Here is a 20844-nt window from a genome sequence, read left to right on the forward strand (position 1 = left end):
TGATGTAGCCCCCTGAAACACCGGACAGTAGCTGTATCTCCAGATAAGAGATAGGCTTGAATATATGTCTAACACTAACGCCAATTTTGAGATGACCGGGATCCTGTTAGGGCAAGAAGTCCGTAAACGTAAAACTCCTCAGGAGAAGATCGCCATTATCCAGCAGACGATGGAGCCGGGTATGAATGTCTCCCATGTCGCCCGCCTGCATGGTATCCAGCCCAGCCTGCTGTTTAAGTGGAAGAAGCAATATCAGGAAGGCAGCCTCACCGCCGTTGCGGCTGGAGAGGAAGTCGTTCCTGCTTCTGAGCTTACTGCTGCTCTGAAGCAGGTCCGGGAGCTTCAGCGCCTTCTGGGCAAGAAGACGATGGAAGTTGAGATCCTGAAAGAAGCCGTGGAGTACGGTCAGTCGCGAAAATGGATAGCGCACGCGCCCTTGTTGCCAAAGGACGGGGAATAGCCATGGTCTGCCGGACCATGGGCGTGTCGCGTGCGCAACTGTCACTGCGGATTAACCGTTCTGCCGACTGGCAGGACAGGCGCTGTAACCGGCGTAATGAAGAAGCAGACGCAGAAATACTGTCGGCTATCCTCAACATTATCAGCGATATGCCGAGTTATGGTTATCGACGCGTGTGGGGCATCCTGCGCAAGCAACGTCGCACAGAGGGACAGCTACCTGTGAATGCCAAACGGCTTTACAGGATAATGCGTGAGCATAACCTGTTGTTGTTGCATCACAAACCAGAGCGACCGAAGCGTGAACATAAGGGCAAGATAGCGGTGGCAGAAAGCGATATGCGCTGGTGTTCAGATGGCTTCGAGTTCGGCTGCGACAACGGCGAAAAACTGCGGGTAACGTTCGCGCTGGACTGCTGCGACCGTGAGGCCATAGACTGGGCAGCAAGCACGGGAGGCTATGACAGTTCGACCGTGCAGGATGTGATGCTGAGGTCGGTGGAAAAGCGCTTCGGCGACAGGTTGCCCGACACAGCGGTGCAGTGGCTGACGGATAACGGTTCAGCGTATACCGCGTATGAAACGCGGAGGTTCGCGAGAGAGCTGAATCTGGAGCCCTGCACAACAGCGGTGAGCAGCCCGCAGAGTAATGGCATGGCCGAACGGTTCGTGAAAACGATGAAAGAAGACTATATCGCGTTCATGCCAAAACCGGATGTGAGAACAGCACTGCGAAACCTTGCAGTAGCGTTCACGCATTACAATGAAAACCACCCGCACAGCGCGCTGGGATATCACTCCCCGAGGGAATACCGGCGGCAGCGGACATCGTTAACTTAAGATACAAAAGCTGTTCGGAGATGGAGGGTCAAGATCAACGCCGTGCACCGGTGAGCAAAAGTACCTGGAGATAGGCCGATGCAATGGGATTATTGAGGCTACGTACGGCACTGAACCAGATTTTTAACTGTTCTTTTTGTAAGCAATCTCCCGCTTTACTCGCTGATACTGGAACCACTTTTCTCACGTTATGATCTTGTGCAATATCGCCATGGATTATTCCCTGATATTTTTTCTGGTAATTAGCCCATTTGATAAATGCACGCAACAGACGGTAGGCATGAGCAGTGACGGTAGGCCGATTTTGTCTCTCTGTACTTAGCCATGCGGCAATGTTCTCTGGTGTTAGTTCCGATAACGGTAGGTCGAGTAAGCTAGCCAATGGTCCAGCCGAGGTTGGGCCCCGGCCTCTTTTTTTACTTTCGCCTCCACGGCTGGACAAGTTAATGTGATCGGCAATGTATCGAGTAGAATATGGGCGTTTAGTTTTTGCGCTGATTCCGGCTCTCAATTCTTCAAGGTAATCTTCCCAAGCGCTTGTGAAGGTTACCTTCGTTTTACGAGATTCAGCCTGCTGTGATTCCGCTTCAGCAATTTTTTCTGCCTTAGCTATACGCGGATCTATCCCTGTATCGATTAATGTTTGCAGCCGCCTGGCTTCGGCCCTGGCATCATCAATTCTCCAATCGTTAATGTTGCCAATGGTCATGCGAAGGGTTTTTCCCGCATATACGCTTTGGAACACAAAAGCTTTTGTTCCGCGAGTTGCCCTACATGCCAGGGAAGTTACGTCCGCATCCCAAAGAAATGCCTGGGTTTTTCCTTCAGATAAAGCAAGTTTTCGAATGCGCTCGAAGGTGAGTTTTTGTCTTGGAAGTGCCATTTTGGGGCTCCAGATGAGAAATGTTACATCACCATAATGTAACGGCTAGTGTAAGTAAAATGGGGGAATAAACATCAACGCGTGTCAATTTTTATCAACAGGTGTTTTTCATAACACAATGTTTTATAATGAATTGCTTGTTTTAATAGTAGGTTTTTAAAGGGGTGAAAATATAATAACATCGCATTCGTAATGCGAAGGTCGTAGGTTCGACTCCTATTATCGCACCATTCAATCAAGCAGTTACAACTCCACATCTTCAATGTAATCCCCTTCTTTTTGTCTCGCGCACTGGTTTAGCACTCTATAGCTTCTCATTTCCTTTCCGCTCTTCGAACACGTCCATTGCAGCACCGCTCTGCGGTTTATAGAAAAGCTTGGTGCTAACCAGGGTTTGGGTACAGCCATGCTGCTTTTGTGTGAACGAATAAAGACTCCCCGAATAAACAGGGGAGCCTGGAAGCGTAACGCACGCGCAGGGCTATTTCTGCCGTGACTCAAGCCAGACCAGCGCCAGCGTGGAGAGCGTACACATCAGCAGAATGCCGACAAACCAAAACAGATACCACATCGTACAGTCCTCCCTAATAAAGTTCGTGGTTGTGGCGGCGGATGGTTTCTACGTTGATTCGTCCCAGCATCTTGTAATAACTCCACAAGGTATAAAGCAGAACTATCGGTAGGAAAATCAGCACGATAACCAGCATGATACTGAGCGTCGTCTGGCTGGAGGTACTGTCCCACACCGTCAGGCTAGAGAGTGGATACGCGCTGGATGGCATCACAAATGGAAACAGGGTGATTCCAGCGGTGAAGATCACACAGGTCTGGGTCAATGAAGCAAACAGAAATCCCCACACGGCCCGACGTTGCCCGCAGGCATAGATCGCGAGCATTGGAAAAATCATGCCCAACAGCGGAATAACCAACAATAGTGGTGAATTTTCAAAGTGCGCCATCCACGCGCCCGGTGCGGTCGTTACTGCCTTTAATAGCGGGTTGGACGGACCATTAGGATCCTGGCTAAGCAGCACATAGCCGTCGATCCCCGTCCACAGCCAGTACCCGGCTAACAGGAAGCAGAGCACCACTAACATCGCGCTGCGGCGGGTGGCAGACAGCGCGCGCAGGTGAAGAAGGCCGTCGGTTTTCAACTGGAGCCACACGCCCCCCTGCATAATGACCAACATCAGGCTTAATGCGCCGCACAGTAGGGCAAAAGGAGAGAGCAATTCCCAGAAAGTGCCCAGATATTGCACATGTAATTGTGGTGTGAACACAAAAGGCACCCCCAGGAACAGATTGCCGAAGGCGACGCCGAAGATAACCGGTGGCACCAGGCTGCCGATAACCAACCCGGTGTCCCACATGGCGCGCCAGCGTGCATTCGCTATTTTACCGCGATAATCAAAGGCCAATGGACGAAAGAAAAGGGCGCACAGCACCAGAATCATCGCCACATAAAACCCCGAAAATGCGGCAGCATAGACGCGCGGCCAGGCTGCGAATAATGCGCCGCCCGCCAGAATGAGCCACACCTGGTTACCTTCCCAGTGCGCCCCTACGCTATTGATTAACACCCGACGTTCATCATCGTTGCGCGCGATCAGCGGTAACAGGCAGCCGACCCCCATATCAAACCCGTCAGTGACCATAAAGGCCACCAGAATAATGCCAATCAGCAGCCACCAAATGAGCCGCAACGTTTCATAATCCAACATGATGCTCTCCTTTATTCCTGTGGTTGTGCCGGTTGTTGACGTTGCATCGCATCTGGACCAAGACGCGCGTATTTTTGCATCAGGTAGACTTCGGCAATTAAAAACAGGGTGTAAAGCGTGAGGATTAGCCCCATGGAGAAGGCCAGTTGGCCCGCGCTCAGCGCAGAGTGGGCGTACCAGGTCGGCAAAATATCCTGAATCGCCCACGGCTGGCGGCCAAACTCCGTCATAAACCAGCCTGCTTCAATGGCAATCCACGGTAGTGGCAGGCTCCACAGCGTTATGTGCAGTACCCAGCGATGCTGGTCGATACGCCAGCGTAAGGTCTGTATCAGCGCAATCGCCATCACCAGCAGCAGAAGGGAACCGCATCCAATCATGATGCGAAAGCTCCAGAACACGGGGGCAACTTGCGGAATAGCGCCGCGTTGTGCGGCCTGATATTGCGCTGGCGTGACATGGTTCATGTCAGGGGCGTAGTTTGCTAACAGGATGCCGTAACCCAGATCTTTTTCCACGGCGTGAAAAGCGTGCAGTAGCTGAGGCGTGCGGTTACCTTTGGCGATTTCCTGCATCAGCAACCATGCTTCCCGACCCCGCTGCAGGCGGGGTAGCGCGTCTGCCATCAGGTTCTTCAGCCCCGGAACTGGCGTATCTAAAGAGTGAGTCGCCAGGATACCCAGCAGGGCCGGTATCTTCACGGAAAAGGCGTTACGCTCTTGCTCCTGCTGCGGCCAGGCTATCACATGAAAGGGCGCAGGTGCCGGTTCGGTTTGCCATTCCCCTTCCATTGACGCCAGTTTTACCGGCTGGCGTTGGGCGACCTCATAGGCTGAGCTATCTCCCAGTTGCAGAGTGCCGAGGATAGCCAGTGTGCCAAAGACGGAACCTACCGCGAAGGAGCGCAGGGCGAACTCGCGAGCGCGACCACGCAGCAGATACCAGGCGCTGATGGACATCACAAACATGGCGCCTGTGACATAACCGGACATCACGGTATGCACAAATTTCACCTGGCTGATGGGGTTAAAAACCAGCTCGCTAAAGCTGCTCATCTCCATGCGCAGGGTATCAATATTAAAGTGAGCGCCCGTTGGATATTGCATCCAGCCGTTGGCGTTGAGGATCCACAGGGCCGAGATATTGGAGCCAAACGCTACCAGCCAGGTCACCAGTAAATGCTGGTACTTGTTTAAGCGCTGCCAGCCGAAGAAGAACAGCCCCACGAATGTGGATTCAAGAAAGAAAGCCATCAAGGCTTCCATCGCCAGCGGAGCACCGAAAATATCGCCCACATAGTTGGAATAGAGCGACCAGTTAGTCCCGAACTGAAACTCCATGGTCAGGCCGGTCGCCACACCGAGCGCAAAGTTAATACCGAATAACTTTCCCCAGAAACGCGTCATGTCGCGGTAGACTGTTTTGCCCGTCACCACGAACAGGGTTTCCATGATGGCCAGCAAAAAAATCAGCCCCAGCGTCAGGGGAACAAACAGAAAATGGTACAGCGCGGTCAGCGCAAACTGCCAGCGCGATAAGTCAATGACGTCCCACATGCGAACTCCATCAGGCATTAGAGAGTGAATAGATAAGGAAGAAAACGCCAGACCCGCAGCAGAAAAGTATGCGGGTCGGGAGAAGGGGATCAGGCTGGCGGGCCGGATGCCAGCCAGCTACAGACTTCATCCAGGCGCTGGAGCGAGTCGAGCAGATCCTCCGGAGCAGCCAGTACCAGTTCCGGTAATGGACAGATCTCATAACTCTCGAGCAGAAGCCCTTTCAGGGTATCCAGACAGCGCACATGCCAGACATGGCGCAGCGCCGTGGCGTCGATTTGGCTCTCGCCGTAGCCGATGGTGCGGATCTGGATGCGCCCTTCGCCACACAGGCGGGAGAGGAACTGGCGATCCGCATCGCTAACCGGGAGTTGGGTGAGGTTAATGCTATGAGGTTGCGTGGCCGGATCGCGCACGTGCGCCAGCAGTTCCTGAGCCAGCGTCAGGCCATTCATCAACCCATCGACGGGCGGAGGCAACAGGCTATCGTCTGGCAGCGTCGTGATTGTTGCTGCCTGCCACAGCGCCCGTGGCGCACTGCCTGCCTCCAGATGCTCCTCCCATTGACCCAAGTCATTCTGGCAACGCACCCGCCAGATTCCGCAGAAAATAGACTCCTGAATCTCGCTCGCCCTGCCGTCAGCCTGCTGGATACGCACGGAAACTTCGCCTTCGCCGAGCAGCGTATTCAAAAACGTGAGGTCGTCTGCGTTGAGCGTGGATAAATCCCATCCCAGCACGTCCTGTTTTGCGGGAATTTTCTGGCTTAGCTGGTGGCGCACGTCGGCTAACAATGCCATCACCGCCGGGCTGTGCGGACAGTTTTCCAGCCTCGCCATGCTGGGGCTGCTGTTGACCTGGCAGGTGAGGGGCAAGGGATTCATGCTGAAGCTGTCATCGCCCGGCTGGGTTCCCGGCCCCAGCAGATGAAAAAAGGTATCACTCATCTTGCAGGCTCCGGGGGATGCGTTCTTCAACGAGGGGGCGCATCAGGTTGAGCAGGTCGGCCCACGGGTGGATGCCGCTGAGAATGCCGCGCAGCTCGCCGTGGATAAATACCAGCGTGGCCGGGAAGCGGAATACGCCAAAACGATCGCCGATAGCCTCGCTGTGCTCGAGATCCGCCATAGCGATTTGCCAGTCAAACTGGGGAAACTCGCGGAGCAACTCGGCAATCATTACCGGGTTATCGCTGACTTCTGGCGTGCGGCGGGGATCGCTACTGAGCAGCACCACGACATCACGCACACGCGTTACCCAGTCATCCAGTTCAGATGCGGTCAGCGGTTGCCAGCCGCGCGCCAGCATGCGTTGCCATAGCGCAGAAAATGGTTTGTCATTCAACATGTTGCTTATCTCTCCAGCGTTACACGATACTGGCGAATACGCACGCCTTCATAGTTTTCCAGCGACAGGCATTCATAGTTCAGGCAACGCGTTTCATCGATTGTCTGTGGCGCGATGCCCCACGCGGCCAGTTGCCTTAGCGCGGCTTGTTCTGCCGCCGGGAGCTGAGCGCGCGCGATGTCGGTCAGGCTGCCGCCATAGTCGTCCAGCTGCACCGGCTGTAGTCCTACGAGGGCGATGTGGGCGGGCAGATGACCGCGAATCTCCGCCAGAGCAAGCACTTCGGAGAAGCTGTTCTGATGCAGACTCATTTTTTTGGCGCTGAGGTAACTGGGGACTTGTTCACCGGCGTAGGATTGCAAAGTGCCTGGCGTGAGTCCGTAGTCGATGGCGTCCAGCAGCAACAAATGGCTGGCCTGCTCAACGTAGCCCAGCAGATTCAGCCCTTGCGTGCCGCCGTCGACAATCTCTACCCATTCCGGCCAGTGATAGTGGGCGTACAGGCGTTCGGCAACGCGAATGCCAAATCCTTCATCTGCCCACAGCAGGTTGCCTAAGCCCATCACGATGACGTTAGGTTCGCTCATGACGCCTCCTTATCATGCTGGCGTTTGGCAAATTTGTGGCTACGATAGCCGTTGATCATGGTTGAGATGACGGTATCGTCAGACATGATGTCCTCGCGGATAGCCATATACACATGACCGATGATGAAGGCGGCGATGAACCACATCCCCAACCGATGCCAGCTGTGGATATCGAGAGAGTTACCGCCGGTCCAGTAGAAAAACTCCGTCACATAGCGGAAGGGGGTAAAAATGGCGTACTGGCTATGCTCGCTGTATAAGGCAAAACCGGTGAGGATCATAAAAACTGAGAGCAGGAAATAACCGAACATCGCCGCCTGCGCGACGGGGTTATGGCCGATATCTTCTCCCGGTTTTTTTTCCAGAAACAGATACCAGCGCACCACCGAAAAGGCACCCTGCCACCAACTGCGACGCCAGACCGGCACGACAAACAGCTCGCGTGAATAGCGATTGCCGACGAAGGCCCAGTAAATGCGACCCAGCAGTATCACCGTAAACACCATGGCTGCGGCGAAATGCACTAACCGGATGTCGCCCATGTAGAACAGGTAAGTGGCCTCGCCGTTGACCGACGGCAGTGGTCGGCCAATGAAGTATCCGGTTACCATCAAAACCAACATGCAGCCCACTGTCAGCCAGTGCCACAAGCGTACGGGCGCTTCAAACACATAGTGGCTGACGGCGGTATCACGCGCCTCCCCGATGCGTGGGGATATCTTTCCAGTCATCGTTCCGTTCCTTAACGCTTAGCGAACCTGGACTGCGATAAGTTCGCTGCCGTCGTCGCCGAGGACGTGGGTTGAACATGCCAGGCAGGGGTCGAAGCTGTGCAAGGTGCGCAGGATCTCCAGTGGTTGATCCGGTATCGCCATTTGGGTGCCCATCAACGCCGCCTCGTAGGCGCCAATTTGCCCCTTCGGATCGCGCGGGCTGGCATTCCAGGTGGTCGGCACCACGCACTGATACACGTCGATCTTCTGGTCGCGAATCGACGCCCAGTGACCGAGTGCTCCGCGCGGCGCCTCGGTAAAACCGATCCCACGGCACTGCTGCGGCCAGCTTGCAGGCTCCCATTTTTCGGTATTCGCCGTAGCCAGATTGCCGTTTTTCAGGTTGGTCATCAGCTTGTCGAAGAAATATTGCAGCTTGCTCACGGCCCACTGCGCCTCGTGCGCGCGGCACAAAATACGCCCCAGCGTCGACTGCATACCCGACAGCGGCAGTTTGAGTGCGGACATCATGCGATCGACGGATTCAATCGTGGCGGCATCCCCTTTGTGATAGGCAATCAGCGTACGCGCCAACGGTCCAACTTCCATGGCGTGTCCGCGCCAGCGCGGGGCTTTAATCCACGAGTAGCGTTCCTGTTCGTTGAGCTGCTGGATATCGGTATCGCTGCCTTTGACATCGCCGGGGTTGTACCAGGGTTCAGTAATCCCCTCGAACGGGTGACGACCTAATTGATCGTCCGGATAACGGTACCAGGCATGATCGACAAACTCCTGAATTTGCTGCTGATCGGCCAGATCCACCGGCATGACGTTGTTAAAATCACCGTTAATGACCGCGCCGCCAGGCATCAACAGGCTCTTCGCGCTGAAGTCGTTGGCAATATCCGGGAACGCGCCGTAGCTTAAGACGCACTTATCAGACAGCCCGGTGCCAATCTGGCTCCAGGGTTTGTTGAACTGGCCGATAGCCAGCGCGTCAGGAACCATGACGTTGTTGATGAAGTCGGCGGTGCGGGTGATGATCGACTGTACCAGGTTAAGGCGTTCCATATCGACCGCACCAACCGCGCCGCTCTGATCGATATTGATAGCGCATGGCATGCCGCCGACAATCCAGTTAGGATGCGGATTCTTGCCGCCAAACACCGTATGGATTTTGATAATCTCGCGCTGAAAATCGAGCGCTTCCAGATAATGGACAAAGCCCATCAGGTTAGCCTCTGGCGACAGTTTGTACTGCGGATGCCCCCAATAACCGTTGCGGAAAATCCCCAACTGACCGCCGTCGACAAATTTCTTCAGGCGGTTTTGTACGTCAAAGAAGTAGCCCGGGGAGGACATCGGCCAGGCTGAAAGGCTTTGTGCCAACTGTGATGTTGCGCGCGGGTCGGCTTTCAGGGCATTCAGAACGTCAATCCAGTCCATTCCGGCTAGCTGGTAAAAGTGGACCAGGTGGTCGTGGCACCACAGCGTCGCCAGCATAATGTTGCGAATGATGTTGGCGTTATCGGGCACCTTGATGCCAATGGCATCTTCAATGGCATAGACCGATGCGAGCGCATGTACGCCAGTGCACACCCCGCAAATTCGTTCGACAAACGCCCAGGCATCGCGCGGGTCGCGCCCTTGCAGAATAATTTCCAGTCCACGGAACATGGTGCCGCAGGACACCGCGTTGGTGATGATGTTCTGCTCATCAATGTTCACCTCACAACGCATATGGCCTTCAATGCGCGTAATGGGGTCGACAACCAGGCGCCGGCCGGCATTATTGACCGTATATCCCTGGGTTTGATACGAATTGCTCATGCCTGTTTATCCTCATTGTCTGGCGACTGTTGTCCGGCGTCGGCTAATTGCTGTTTGTGGCGGTTATGTTGATTGACGGCGCTGGCGACTGCGTGGACACCGACGCTGGCGGCCACCACGCCAAGCGCGGTGAGGCCCACGGTATCGGCGGTTGAATGCGTCCCCATCTGCGGGATATCGACCACGCGGCTGTAGAACGAACCGCGATCCCAGAAGCCGTTCTCTGAACATCCCAGACACCCATGACCGGACTGGATGGGGAAAGAAACGCCGCCATTCCAGCGGGTGGTGGAGCAGGCGTTATAAGTGGTAGGCCCTTTGCAGCCCATTTTGTACAGGCAATAGCCTTTTCGGGCAGCGTCATCGTCCCAACTCTCAACGAACTCCCCGGCGTCAAAGTGGGCGCGGCGGTAGCATTTGTCGTGAATACGCTGACCATAGAACATCAGCGGACGCCCCAAACGATCGAGTTCAGGCAGACGATCAAACGTCACCATATAGGTAATGATGGCGCTCATGACATCCGGAATCGGCGGGCAGCCGGGCACTTTCACGATTGGTTTATCGGTGATCACCTTATCGATCGGCGTTGCCTGGGTTGGATTAGGCCGGGCAGCCTGCACGCAGCCCCAGGAGGCACAGGTTCCCCAGGCAATAATCGCGCTGGCGCCTGCCGCGGCTCTTTTTGGCTTTTCAATAAACGGTCGCCCGCCGCTGATGCAGAACATTCCTTGTTCACCCAGCGGAGGATTGCCCTCGACGGCCAGAATGTATCGGCCGTGGTAGCGGCTCAGAATGTCTTCAAATACCTCTTCGGCCTGCGTTCCGGCGGCGGCCATCAGGGTGTCGTCGTAATCAAGAGAAATCAGGGAGAGGATGACGTCTTTGGCGAGTGGGTGAGAGGAGCGGATAAATGATTCAGTGCAACAGGTGCATTCCAGCCCGTGGATCCAGACGACCGGGATCCGGGGTTTGTTTTCCAGCGCCCAGGCTATTCTGGGCGTCATTGCGGCTCCCAGCCCAAGCGATGTTGCTGCGAGGCTGCAATATTTGAGAAAACTGCGTCGACTCACCCCTTTGCGGCGCATCGCCTGATAAAAGGTCTCCTCGTTATTCGTATTCATAACACGCGTTTCTTCCCCCGTTGAGTTCTGGCCACGTCGCCAGCGATAATCTAAAAAAGCCTATCCGATCAGCGGGGAGAAACAATGTAAAGTGTAGGGTTATGTCCTATTGCGATATTTTCGTGCCCGTTACCTGTTTTTCACTGTCCGGGAATAAAAAAACGCACAGGGGAGACCGCCCTGTGCGTCGGGTTTATTGCGGAAGAACTTAAACCCCAAGGCGATCGCGTAAGCTGTAATATGCCGCCCCCATGGCGGTAAACGGAATGCGCAGGCTGCGCCCCCCCGGGAACGGGTAGTGCGGCAGTTTGGCGAAAGCGTCAAAGCGCTCGGCATCCCCGCGCAGCAGTTCAGAAATCAGACGTCCTGCCAGGTGGGTACAGGTCACGCCGTGGCCGCTGTAGCCCTGCATATAGTAAATGTTGGTATCAAGACGGCCAAACTGCGGCATGCGAGATAGCGTTAACAGGAAATTACCGGTCCAGCGGTAATCAATTTTTACCCCCTGCAATTGCGGGAAGGTTTTCAGCAGTTTCGGCATTACCAGACGTTCAATATCGTCCGGATCGCGGGCGCCGTAGACCACGCCGCCGCCGTACAACAGGCGGTTATCACCGGTCAGACGGTAGTAATCCAGCAGATAGTTACAATCTTCCACGCAGTAGTTTTTAGGAATCAGCGAGCGCGCCATCTCCGCAGACAACGGTTCGGTGGTTAACACCTGTGTGCCGCATGGCATGCTGCTTTTTGCCAGCGCAGGCTCCAGTTTGTCGCCGAGGTAGGCGTTGCCCGCGACGATCACAAAGCGGGCCGTAACCTGACCTTTTTCGGTGCTGACCACCGCCGGGCTGGTGTGCTGGATACGGGTGACCGGCGACTGTTCGAAGACGCGCCCGCCGTTCAGACGAATGGCGTTAGCTTCGCCAATCGCCAGGTTCAGCGGATGAATATGACCACCGCTGTGGTCGAGCAGCGCGCCGACATAACGATCGCTGCTGACTTCGCGACGAATTTCGCTGCTGTCTAACAGTTCAAGCTGCGTGTTGCCGTAGCGTTCCCAGTTCGACTTCTGCTCCTCCAGCGTTTCCATCTGCTTGTGGTTCAGCGCCACAAACAGTCCGCCAGGGCGATAGTCGCATTCGATCTGATAACGCTTGATACGTTCGCGGATGATATTACCGCCTTCAAACATCATGCTGCCAAGCATTTTGGCGGCGTCCGGACCATAGGTGCGCTCGATGACGTCGATATCGCGACTGTAGGAGTTCACCAACTGACCGCCGTTACGTCCGCTGGCCCCGAAGCCGATACGCGCGGATTCCAGTAGCACTACGTCGTAACCCATCTCCGCTAAGTGCAGGGCGGAGGAGAGTCCGGTATATCCACCGCCCACGACGCAAACATCACAGCTAACCGACTCGCTAAGGGTGGGAAACGGTTCGTACTGATTGGCGCTTGCGGCGTAATAACTGCTGGTATGTTCAGTCATGATTAAGGCTCCAGGGAGATCCAAATGGTTTTCAGTTCGCTAAATTTTTCCAGCGCATGCAGGGACTTATCGCGCCCGTTGCCGCTTTGCTTATAACCGCCGAACGGCACAGTCATATCACCATCGTTGTAGTTATTAACGAAGACCGAACCGGCCTTCAGGCGACGGCTCATGCGGTGGGCGCGCGACAGATCGCGGGTCCAGACCGCGGCCCCCAGGCCGTAGTCACTGTCGTTGGCCAGCGCCAGGGCTTCGGCTTCGCTGCTAAAACGGGTGACGACCAGTACCGGGCCGAAGATCTCATCGCGGCTGACGTGGGCTTGCGGGGCTGTATCGACAAAAATAGTCGGGCCGATAGCCGCTGGGTGGACGTGGCTGCGACCATCCAGCGCCAGCGTGCCTTGTGCTTCACCGTCGCGAATAAAACCGTGCACGGTGTCGGCATGCGCGTTGTCGATAAGCGTGCCCATCGTGGTTTCCGGATCCAGCGGGTTGCCCGGCTGCCAGTTTTTCGCCTGCTCTTTCAGCAGGGCGATGAACTCGTCGGCAATACTCTCTTCCAGTAACAGACGCGTACCGGCGATACAGACCTGACCCTGGTTATAGAAGATGCCTGCTGCAGCATTGGCGGCGGCTTTCGGCAGATCCGGGCAGTCGGCAAAAACGATGTTGGCACTTTTACCACCGGCCTCCAGCCAGACGCGTTTCATATTGCTGTCGCCAGCGTCTTTGAGCAGTTGCTTGCCGGTGCGGGTCGAGCCGGTAAAGGTGATCACATCAACATCCGGATGCTGCGACAACGCCTGGCCCGCTTCGTGGCCATATCCGCTCACCACGCTGAGAACGCCATCTGGCAAACCTGCTTTTTTTGCCAACGCAGCAAGGCGAATGGCGGTCAGCGGTGATTTTTCTGAAGGTTTGAGGATCACGCTGTTGCCTGCAGCCAGTGCCGGGCCAAGTTTCCAGCAGGCCAGCAGCAGGGGAAAATTCCACGGCACGATGGCCGCAATGACGCCCACCGGCTCGCGCACAATCAGCGCCAGATCGCTCACCGAGGTGGTGGCCACTTCGCCATAGACTTTATCTATTGCTTCGGCGTACCAACGGATGGCGCGTGCCGCGCCTGGAATATCATCACGCAGGCTATGGCGAATCGGTTTACCGGTGTCGAGCGTTTCCAGTAGCGCCAGCTCCTCGTGATGCTGCTCCATTAAATCGGCGAACTTGTGCAGGACTGCCTTGCGCTCTGCGGGTGATGCTTGCGACCAGTCTCCGCGTTCAAACACGGTGCGGGCTGCGGTGACCGCGCGGTCTACATCCGCTTTTTTGCCGCGGGCGACTTTGGCGAGCGGGCGTTGTCCTGCCGGATCCTGCGTAATAAAGGTTTCGTTATCGGCGGCTGCGCAATATTCGCCGTTAATAAATAAACGGGTCTCCGGCGAATAATGGCTGGCTTTTTCACGCCAATATTTAAGATTCTGAAAGTTCATAGCTACTCCTTTTATATCAATAAGATAAAGTTCGTTGCTGATCTTTTCAGGCAAAATCAGGCTGCACGATGCCCCAGGGATGTACCCTGTTAATGCGCGTTATTTAAGAAGGCCTGAGAAACTCAGGCCGCTACTTATTAGAAAGTGGTAGGAGTGTGGGCACTGATGATGCGGCAGATCCCTGCCGAGGTGTTGCTGAAGCTGTGTGGTATACCGGTGTTAATGGCATAACTTTGCCCTGCAACAAGATGATACGTTTGACCGTTGATGGTCAGTATCACTTCACCTTCAAGTATTGTCCCAATCTCTTCACCCTGGTGTTTAATTCTCTCCCCGGTTGTCGTACCTGGCTGATAGGTTTCAAACATCATGGCCAGCGTACGATTCGGATTTCCGTTGTGTACCAGCTTCATGGATACTCCCTGACTCCCGATCTCAATCAAATCATCTTGATTGATAACCACCTGCGGTTCGTCAGGCTTTTCCGGTTCCGCGAAGAACTCGGAGAGCGACAGCCCATAAACTTTCAATAGCTTTTGCAGCGTACTGATGGCAGGACTGACTTTATCCTGCTCTATGGTGCTGATGGCGCTATGCGTTAACCCAGACAGTTCGGCGGCACGACGCTGTGAAAGACCCAATTGCTGGCGGATCTCTGACAAACGTTTACCCGGCGCCAGGCCGTCATCGCTCATAATTGCATTTCCTTAACTGTAGTGGTCAGAGTCGCTGTTTTTCAGCGAGGTGGTTCTGACAAGCGGTGATAAAACCTTCAAGTAACAAACGCGACAGGGCATATTCGCTACTGTTCCATTCCGGGTGCCACTGCACGCCAAGCGCGAAAGGATGGTCGTGAACGCTGGCTGCTTCCACTAATCCATCCTGCGAGCGTGCTTCCACGCGCAGTTGCGGGCCAAGGGTTTTTGCGCCCTGACCATGCAAGGAGTTAACCCAAAACGTGCTGCAACCTGGTATTAGCTGAGATAGCAATCCTCCCTGTTGAACCTGGACTTCATGAGATGGCGCATATTGCTGCTCCACCGGGAGTTCCGCATCTTCACGATGTTCCAGGAACTGTGAGTGATCGCACAGGCGACGATACAGAGTCCCGCCAGTGGCGACAACTAATTCCTGTAAGCCCCGGCAGATGGCGAAAATGGGAATGCGCCTTTCGAGCCCGGCGGTAATTAGCGCCATGCTCAGAAGATCACGCCCGGGATCGGCGTCAGACTCATCGCCATTTTCACCATAAAGGTGCGGCTGCACATTGCTTGGGCTTCCTGGCAGGAAGATACCATCCAGTTTCGGTAACAGCGCGTTCAGTAATTCGGGTTCCGCAAGCGCCTGGGGAATCGCTATCGGTAATCCACCGGCGTTTAATACTGCATTCAGGTACTTTTCTTGCAGAGTCTGGGTCTCGTGACCCTTAAGCCTGTTCCTACACATCACTACACCAATAACTGGCTTGTCAAATATATTGCCCATGATCGACCTCACGTTTTGGAATAAATTATTGCCAAACGGTTCCTTGTTATGCCATTCCGTTCATTATTTTCTCAATCTAGCAGTGGAATAACCTTCTAGCAAACTTAATTTAACATTTGACAAACAATTTGTTTGCATCCAGAGTCGAAGAGTGGACATTATATTTAACAGTCAAATCACAGAACAGCTTACAGGCCAACGGCGGTGAATCATGGAAACCAATATCGTAGAAGTTGAGAATTTTGTTCAGCATTCTGAAGAGAGACGAAGTAGCGCGTTTGCGCGTGAAGTTAAGCAGTATCTGGAGCGCTATCCCAACACGCAGTTCGTGGATGTGCTGTTAACCGACCTGAATGGTTGCTTTCGTGGTAAACGCATTCCCGTTGCAGGGTTACACAAGTTAGAGAAAGGCTGCTATTTCCCGGCATCCGTTTTCGCGATGGATATTCTTGGCAATGTGGTCGAAGAGGCGGGATTAGGGCAGGAGCTTGGCGAACCGGATCGGACCTGTGTCCCGGTGCCTGGCACGTTAACGCCTTCGGCCGCCGATCCGGAATGTATTGCGCAGATGATGCTGACGATGCTGGATGAAGATGGCGCTCCCTTTGACGTTGAGCCGCGGAACGTACTTAACCGACTCTGGCAGAAACTTCGCCAGCGCGGTCTGTTCCCCGTCGTAGCGGTAGAGCTGGAGTTCTATTTACTCGATCGTAAGCGCGATCCCGAAGGTTATCTGCAGCCGCCGTGCGCGCCGGGAACGGACGATCGGAATACGCAAAGTCAGGTTTACTCGGTTGATAACCTGAACCACTTTGCTGATGTGCTAAACGATATCGATGAACTGGCCCGTTTGCAGCTGATCCCGGCTGACGGCGCGGTGGCTGAAGCCTCCCCTGGGCAGTTTGAAATCAACCTCTACCATACCGATAACGTACTCGACGCCTGCGACGACGCGCTGGCGCTGAAACGGCTGGTACGGCTGGTGGCGGAGAAACATAAGATGCATGCCACGTTTATGGCAAAACCTTATGAGGAGCATGCCGGTAGCGGGATGCATATCCACATCAGCATTATGAATAATAAAGGCGAGAACGTGTTAGCCGATGCGAATGGCGATGATTCCGCGTTACTAAAGCGGGCGCTTGCCGGGATGATTGATCTGATGCCTGCGTCAATGGCGCTGTTGGCGCCGAATGTGAACTCTTATCGCCGCTTCCAGCCGGGGATGTATGTTCCGACCCAGGCTTCCTGGGGGCACAACAACCGTACGGTGGCGCTGCGCATTCCCTGCGGCGATCGTGATAACCATCGGGTTGAATATCGCGTGGCGGGGGCTGACGCCAACCCGTATCTGGTGATGTCGACCATTCTGGCGGGGATCCTGCATGGGCTGGATAACGAGCTGCCGTTGCAGGAAGAGGTGGAAGGCAACGGCCTGGAGCAGGAAGGGCTACCGTTCCCGATCCGCCAGAGCGATGCGCTGTGGGAGTTCATGCAAAATGACAGTCTGCGTGAGTTGCTCGGGGAGCGTTTTAGCCATGTGTATCACGCCTGTAAACACGATGAACTGATCCAGTTTGAACGCCTGATTACCGACACTGAAATTGAGTGGATGCTGAAAAACGCCTGACAGGAAAGTGGCCCGGCGGCGGAATGTTTGTCGGGCCTGTCGCATTGTTTAGTCATTGAAAAAAAGAAGTCGCATCATGCGGTCTGAGCGGAGCCAGCCCGTCAATATTGCAGGATCACCTGCCATTTCCCGGATGTCGCGTAATGGAGCGGCTTGCGACAACGGGTCTTCAGATAACCGACAGAGTTTGTGACGAGGAAATGTGATGATGCCAATGTTTAAAAACCCGCCCCGCGTGAGCATCCATGGCTCCCGCAGTAAGTACGGACCGCATCTGTGCCGTGCAACATTGACGCCTTTCTTTTGGCTTTCCACCCCGACACGACCCAGGTCTGCAGTACCCACGTTTCGAACGCAGATCTGGGCCCGTGGCGGGGAGGAAAGCTATGTCGACTAATTCTTCTGTGGATCTCGCGGCCCTGCCGGGCAAAGCACAACTGCGTAAATCCCTCAAGCTGTGGCAGGTGGTGGTGATGGGGCTGGCCTATCTCACACCGATGACGGTATTTGACACCTTTGGTATTGTTTCGGGTATCAGCAATGGCCATGTTCCGGCCTCCTATCTGCTGGCCCTGGCGGGCGTGCTGTTTACCGCCATCAGTTACGGAAAGCTGGTACGCCAGTTTCCACAAGCCGGTTCTGCCTACACCTATGCGCAAAAAGCAATCAACCCGCATGTGGGGTTTATGGTCGGCTGGTCGTCACTGCTTGATTACCTGTTCCTGCCGATGATTAACGTCCTGCTGGCGAAAATTTACCTTTCCGCGCTGTTCCCGGGCGTTGCGCCATGGATTTGGGTAGTGATGTTTGTAGCGATCCTCACCGCGGCCAATTTGAAAAGCGTAAATCTGGTGGCGAACTTCAATGCGCTGTTTGTACTGGTGCAGGTCGCGATAATCGTGGTGTTCATTGTTCTCGTGGTGCAGGGGCTGCACAAAGGCGAAGGGGTTGGGACCGTCTGGTCGCTGCAACCGTTTATCAGCCAGAATGCGCATTTGATCCCGATTATCACCGGGGCGACCATCGTCTGCTTCTCGTTTCTCGGTTTTGATGCAGTAACTACGCTCTCTGAAGAGACACCGGATGCCGCGCGTACCATTCCAAAAGCTATTTTCCTTACCGCGCTTTACGGCGGACTGATCTTCATTGCTGCCTCGTTCTTTATGCAGCTATTTTTTCCAGATATTAGCCGATTTAAAGACCCGGACGCGGCGCTGCCGGAGATTGCGCTGTACGTCGGCGGCAAACTGTTCCAGTCTATTTTCTTGTGTACGACCTTTGTGAATACGCTGGCGTCAGGTCTGGCGTCCCATGCCAGCGTTTCGCGTCTGCTGTACGTGATGGGCCGCGATAACGTCTTCCCGGAGAAGTACTTCGGCTATGTCCATCCGAAATGGCGTACACCCGCGCTGAACGTCATTATGGTCGGGATTGTGGCACTCTCGGCCCTGTTTTTTGACCTGGTAACCGCCACGGCGTTGATTAACTTTGGCGCACTGGTGGCCTTTACGTTCGTTAATTTGTCCGTGTTTAACCACTTCTGGCGTCGTGAAGGACGTAAGCATACCTGGCAGGAAAAGTTGCACTACCTGGTATTGCCAATGGTCGGCGCCGCCACCGTTGCCGTACTGTGGGTGAACCTGGAGGTGACATCGCTGACGCTGGGACTGGTATGGGCTGGCGTGGGGGTGGTGTATCTCGCCTACCTGACCGGACGTTTCCGTAATCCGCCGCCGCAGTTTGACGCCGCGAAATCTGAGCAAGCCTGGGAGTGATAGAAACTTCAGGTATTAACAACAGGGCACGCCGTCAGGGGCAACCCCCTTCAGACGTCCGGTGATGGCGTGTCCTGCGGTATTTATTAATGTCGTGAAATGCGTGGGCTATAGTAAAGATGGCCGTTATTTCTCATCATTAATAACCGTGAGCGGGGGATGTGAATGAAGAAGATACTGATGCTGGTCGGCGATTATGTCGAAGATTATGAAACGATGGTGCCTTTTCAGGCGTTGCAGATGCTGGGCCATCGTGTTGATGCCGTCTGTCCGGATAAAAGTCAGGGGGACTACGTTCAAACCGCTATTCATGATTTTGATGGAGCGCAGACCTACAGTGAAAAACCGGGTCATCGTTTTACGCTGAATGCGAATTTTGCCGAGGCGCGGGCCACCGATTACGACGCGCTGCTGATCCCCGGTGGACGTGCTCCGGAATATCTCCGGCTGAATCCGGATGTTATTAAGCTGGTGCAAGATTTCAACGCTGCCGGTAAGCCTATCGCCGCGGTCTGTCATGGACCTCAGCTGTTAGCGGCGGCGGGGGTGTTAGAAAACCGGACCTGTAGCGCCTATCCGGCCTGTGCGCCAGAAGTTCGTCTGAGCGGCGGGCATTACGCAGATATCGGCATTGATCAAGCCCACGTGGATGGCAATCTGATTACCGCGCCTGCATGGCCCGCGCATCCGCAATGGCTGGCTAAATTTGTTGAAGTATTAATGAAGTAAGCAATGAAAAAAGTCGGTATAACCTGTCTGGTTATACCGACTGGACATATTACCTCTGTATGAGTGCGAACACGCCCCAGCCAATGTACTCCCGGGTGAAGGCTACGTGGCGTGCTGGTGAACTCCTCAGTTGCTCTCTGACTTCCGGGGCAAATTCATCGTCCGGATTTGCCTCCAGCCACCGGCGCATCGTCAGCCATTTGGCCGCCTCGTATCTGTCCCAACCCTCCTGGTCAGCCAGTACCATTTCAACCACGTCATAACCGAGCAGGTCGAAAGATGAAACGAGCTCTGGCAGAGAAAGAAAATCGGTCACTGAAGTCGCGCCGCAAGCCTGGGCGATGCTCTCCGTTGCAGGCGTCTGACGCCAGTAAGGTTCGCCGATGAGCATAATTCCGCCTGGTTTGAGACTTTGTTCCAGTTGTCTGACCGTTCCAGCGACGCCGCCGGCAATCCAGGTCGCACCAACGCAAGCGGCAATATCGAATTTTTCTTCGGCGATATAACCTGTTGCATCGGCATGAATAAAACGCACGTGCTCATTGACACCCAACTCTTTGGCCCGCAGGGTGGCTTGCTCACTGAACAGCCGGCTCATATCAATACCAACGCCGGAAATACCGTGATCGCGTGCCCAGGTGCACAACATCTCACCCGAACCGCTGCCGAGGTCCAGAATGCGTGTTCCCGGTGCCATCCGTAAAACCTGGCCTAACGTGGCGTATTTCTGTGCGGTGAACGGATTATGAATGCGATGTGCGCTTTCGCTGATGGTAAAAATCTTCGGGATATCCATCTCTCTCTCTCCTTTAGCGATTATCAAGTTGGGCGCGAACGTTGTTCAGGCCGGTCGTATTAATACGGTAGGGCTGCCCATTGACGGATTTGATCAGTTTTTTGGTTTTGAGTTTTTTGAAGACGGCGAGCGTGCAGTCGCAGAGCAGCAACCCTTCACGGCTATAGCATTCGACGGAAGTGACGCGGCCAGAGGCATCGCGGACGTGAGCAATACGGCCACCTTTGGCGAGAACGTGTAAGGTACGTTGTTCCTGACGGGATAAATTCATACTGGAAAACCTGTTTAATCATCATGTGCAAAACGTGCAAACACACAGCGGTGTCCGCATTCGAATTCGGCGCATTGATAACCAGTCCGGCCTGAAAAGGTCGGGAAGCTGATTATCAG

19 protein-coding genes and 1 pseudogene are annotated in these 20844 nt (G+C 54.7%); 4 read left to right on the forward strand and 16 right to left on the reverse strand.

All coding sequences use genetic code 11. The features are described from left to right. Positions 1 to 91 precede the first annotated feature (91 nt). Positions 92 to 1299 (forward strand): IS3 family transposase gene (locus OGV38_RS15340; protein WP_117086587.1). Its coding sequence is split into 2 segments (ribosomal slippage): positions 92 to 413 and positions 413 to 1299, totalling 1209 coding nucleotides; the frame shifts between segments, so codons are not numbered across the junction. A gap of 37 nt (positions 1300 to 1336) precedes the next feature. Here OGV38_RS15340 and OGV38_RS15345 read toward each other — a convergent pair. The 14 genes and pseudogenes from OGV38_RS15345 to puuD all read right to left on the reverse strand — a co-directional run. Continuing rightward, positions 1337 to 2197, reverse strand: a pseudogene (locus OGV38_RS15345) (integrase arm-type DNA-binding domain-containing protein); the annotation flags it as partial. Between the two features lie 466 nt (positions 2198 to 2663). Next, entirely contained in the window at positions 2664 to 2753 is a 90-nt protein-coding gene (gene cbdX, locus OGV38_RS15350; protein ID WP_016151902.1) for a cytochrome bd-II oxidase subunit CbdX, read from the reverse strand. Positions 2754 to 2766: 13 nt separating this feature from the next. Then, positions 2767 to 3903, reverse strand: coding sequence for a cytochrome d ubiquinol oxidase subunit II (appB, locus tag OGV38_RS15355; protein ID WP_137352770.1), 1137 nt, complete (start codon positions 3901 to 3903; stop codon positions 2767 to 2769). An 11-nt stretch (positions 3904 to 3914) separates the two neighbouring features. Next, on the reverse strand, positions 3915 to 5459 hold the full coding sequence (gene appC, locus OGV38_RS15360) for a cytochrome bd-II oxidase subunit 1 (protein ID WP_286473870.1): 1545 nt from the start codon (positions 5457 to 5459) through the stop codon (positions 3915 to 3917). Between the two features lie 89 nt (positions 5460 to 5548). Then, a complete protein-coding gene (locus tag OGV38_RS15365; RefSeq protein WP_016151905.1) occupies positions 5549 to 6406 on the reverse strand; it encodes a hydrogenase expression/formation protein in 858 nt (285 codons plus the stop codon). After that, positions 6399 to 6806, reverse strand: coding sequence for a hydrogenase-1 operon protein HyaE (hyaE, locus tag OGV38_RS15370; RefSeq protein WP_046276294.1), 408 nt, complete (start codon positions 6804 to 6806; stop codon positions 6399 to 6401). The genes OGV38_RS15365 and hyaE overlap by 8 nt, the downstream gene beginning before the upstream one ends. Before the next feature lie 5 nt (positions 6807 to 6811). Then, positions 6812 to 7393: a hydrogenase 1 maturation protease gene (hyaD, locus tag OGV38_RS15375; protein ID WP_047357642.1), complete on the reverse strand. Its 582-nt coding sequence runs from the start codon at positions 7391 to 7393 to the stop codon at positions 6812 to 6814. Then, positions 7390 to 8124, reverse strand: a complete 735-nt coding sequence (gene hyaC / locus OGV38_RS15380; RefSeq protein ID WP_286473872.1) for a Ni/Fe-hydrogenase b-type cytochrome subunit — start codon at positions 8122 to 8124, stop codon at positions 7390 to 7392. Before hyaC ends, hyaD begins: the two co-directional genes overlap by 4 nt. Positions 8125 to 8142: 18 nt before the next feature. Next, on the reverse strand, positions 8143 to 9936 hold the full coding sequence (gene hyaB / locus OGV38_RS15385) for a Ni/Fe-hydrogenase large subunit (protein WP_286473875.1): 1794 nt from the start codon (positions 9934 to 9936) through the stop codon (positions 8143 to 8145). Then, positions 9933 to 11060: a hydrogenase 1 small subunit gene (gene hyaA, locus OGV38_RS15390; RefSeq protein WP_286473878.1), complete on the reverse strand. Its 1128-nt coding sequence runs from the start codon at positions 11058 to 11060 to the stop codon at positions 9933 to 9935. Before hyaA ends, hyaB begins: the two co-directional genes overlap by 4 nt. A 208-nt stretch (positions 11061 to 11268) precedes the next feature. Further along, positions 11269 to 12549, reverse strand: coding sequence for an NAD(P)/FAD-dependent oxidoreductase (locus OGV38_RS15395; RefSeq protein WP_016155784.1), 1281 nt, complete (start codon positions 12547 to 12549; stop codon positions 11269 to 11271). 2 nt (positions 12550 to 12551) lie between these two features. Then, positions 12552 to 14039 carry an aldehyde dehydrogenase PuuC gene (gene puuC / locus OGV38_RS15400; RefSeq protein ID WP_016151912.1) on the reverse strand — a complete coding sequence of 496 codons (1488 nt, stop codon included), beginning with the start codon at positions 14037 to 14039 and terminating at the stop codon, positions 12552 to 12554. Between the two features lie 137 nt (positions 14040 to 14176). Next, positions 14177 to 14734 carry an HTH-type transcriptional regulator PuuR gene (gene puuR / locus OGV38_RS15405; RefSeq protein WP_016151913.1) on the reverse strand — a complete coding sequence of 186 codons (558 nt, stop codon included), beginning with the start codon at positions 14732 to 14734 and terminating at the stop codon, positions 14177 to 14179. A gap of 25 nt (positions 14735 to 14759) precedes the next feature. After that, complete coding sequence (puuD, locus tag OGV38_RS15410) at positions 14760 to 15524, reverse strand: gamma-glutamyl-gamma-aminobutyrate hydrolase (RefSeq protein WP_286473882.1); 765 nt, start codon at positions 15522 to 15524, stop codon at positions 14760 to 14762. A gap of 211 nt (positions 15525 to 15735) precedes the next feature. On the opposite strand from puuD, the gene OGV38_RS15415 reads away from it, so the two are divergent. The 3 genes from OGV38_RS15415 (at position 15736) to OGV38_RS15425 (ending at position 19658) form a co-directional block, all read left to right on the forward strand. Continuing rightward, positions 15736 to 17154, forward strand: a complete 1419-nt coding sequence (locus OGV38_RS15415; RefSeq protein ID WP_046276299.1) for a glutamine synthetase family protein — start codon at positions 15736 to 15738, stop codon at positions 17152 to 17154. 386 nt (positions 17155 to 17540) lie between these two features. Then, positions 17541 to 18929 carry an APC family permease gene (locus OGV38_RS15420; RefSeq protein WP_286473885.1) on the forward strand — a complete coding sequence of 463 codons (1389 nt, stop codon included), beginning with the start codon at positions 17541 to 17543 and terminating at the stop codon, positions 18927 to 18929. A gap of 165 nt (positions 18930 to 19094) precedes the next feature. Then, on the forward strand, positions 19095 to 19658 hold the full coding sequence (locus tag OGV38_RS15425; RefSeq protein ID WP_016151930.1) for a DJ-1/PfpI family protein: 564 nt from the start codon (positions 19095 to 19097) through the stop codon (positions 19656 to 19658). 49 nt (positions 19659 to 19707) lie between these two features. On the opposite strand, the gene OGV38_RS15430 is transcribed toward OGV38_RS15425, so the two are convergent. After that, positions 19708 to 20454 (reverse strand): SAM-dependent methyltransferase, encoded by a 747-nt coding sequence (locus OGV38_RS15430; RefSeq protein WP_109017856.1) that lies wholly within the window; start codon positions 20452 to 20454, stop codon positions 19708 to 19710. Positions 20455 to 20467: 13 nt separating this feature from the next. Then, the gene (locus OGV38_RS15435) at positions 20468 to 20725 is read right to left on the reverse strand and encodes a YjhX family toxin (RefSeq protein ID WP_131347817.1); all 258 of its coding nucleotides are present in this window, start codon (positions 20723 to 20725) and stop codon (positions 20468 to 20470) included. Positions 20726 to 20844: the final 119 nt, after the last annotated feature.

The organism is Citrobacter sp. Cb080, from assembly GCF_030334745.1.
GTDB lineage: Bacteria > Pseudomonadota > Gammaproteobacteria > Enterobacterales > Enterobacteriaceae > Citrobacter > Citrobacter braakii.

Coding starts and splice junctions, on each gene's coding strand:
- OGV38_RS15435 (WP_131347817.1), bottom strand. CDS start 20,725: ATGAATTTATCCCGTCAGGAACAACGTACCTTACACGTTCTCGCCAAA.
- OGV38_RS15415 (WP_046276299.1), top strand. CDS start 15,736: ATGGAAACCAATATCGTAGAAGTTGAGAATTTTGTTCAGCATTCTGAA.
- puuR (WP_016151913.1), bottom strand. CDS start 14,734: ATGAGCGATGACGGCCTGGCGCCGGGTAAACGTTTGTCAGAGATCCGC.
- hyaE (WP_046276294.1), bottom strand. CDS start 6,806: ATGTTGAATGACAAACCATTTTCTGCGCTATGGCAACGCATGCTGGCG.
- OGV38_RS15425 (WP_016151930.1), top strand. CDS start 19,095: ATGAAGAAGATACTGATGCTGGTCGGCGATTATGTCGAAGATTATGAA.
- hyaB (WP_286473875.1), bottom strand. CDS start 9,936: ATGAGCAATTCGTATCAAACCCAGGGATATACGGTCAATAATGCCGGC.
- OGV38_RS15430 (WP_109017856.1), bottom strand. CDS start 20,454: ATGGATATCCCGAAGATTTTTACCATCAGCGAAAGCGCACATCGCATT.
- appB (WP_137352770.1), bottom strand. CDS start 3,903: ATGTTGGATTATGAAACGTTGCGGCTCATTTGGTGGCTGCTGATTGGC.
- OGV38_RS15420 (WP_286473885.1), top strand. CDS start 17,541: ATGTCGACTAATTCTTCTGTGGATCTCGCGGCCCTGCCGGGCAAAGCA.
- cbdX (WP_016151902.1), bottom strand. CDS start 2,753: ATGTGGTATCTGTTTTGGTTTGTCGGCATTCTGCTGATGTGTACGCTC.
- hyaD (WP_047357642.1), bottom strand. CDS start 7,393: ATGAGCGAACCTAACGTCATCGTGATGGGCTTAGGCAACCTGCTGTGG.
- OGV38_RS15395 (WP_016155784.1), bottom strand. CDS start 12,549: ATGACTGAACATACCAGCAGTTATTACGCCGCAAGCGCCAATCAGTAC.
- hyaA (WP_286473878.1), bottom strand. CDS start 11,060: ATGAATACGAATAACGAGGAGACCTTTTATCAGGCGATGCGCCGCAAA.
- puuC (WP_016151912.1), bottom strand. CDS start 14,039: ATGAACTTTCAGAATCTTAAATATTGGCGTGAAAAAGCCAGCCATTAT.
- OGV38_RS15365 (WP_016151905.1), bottom strand. CDS start 6,406: ATGAGTGATACCTTTTTTCATCTGCTGGGGCCGGGAACCCAGCCGGGC.
- appC (WP_286473870.1), bottom strand. CDS start 5,459: ATGTGGGACGTCATTGACTTATCGCGCTGGCAGTTTGCGCTGACCGCG.
- puuD (WP_286473882.1), bottom strand. CDS start 15,524: ATGGGCAATATATTTGACAAGCCAGTTATTGGTGTAGTGATGTGTAGG.
- hyaC (WP_286473872.1), bottom strand. CDS start 8,124: ATGACTGGAAAGATATCCCCACGCATCGGGGAGGCGCGTGATACCGCC.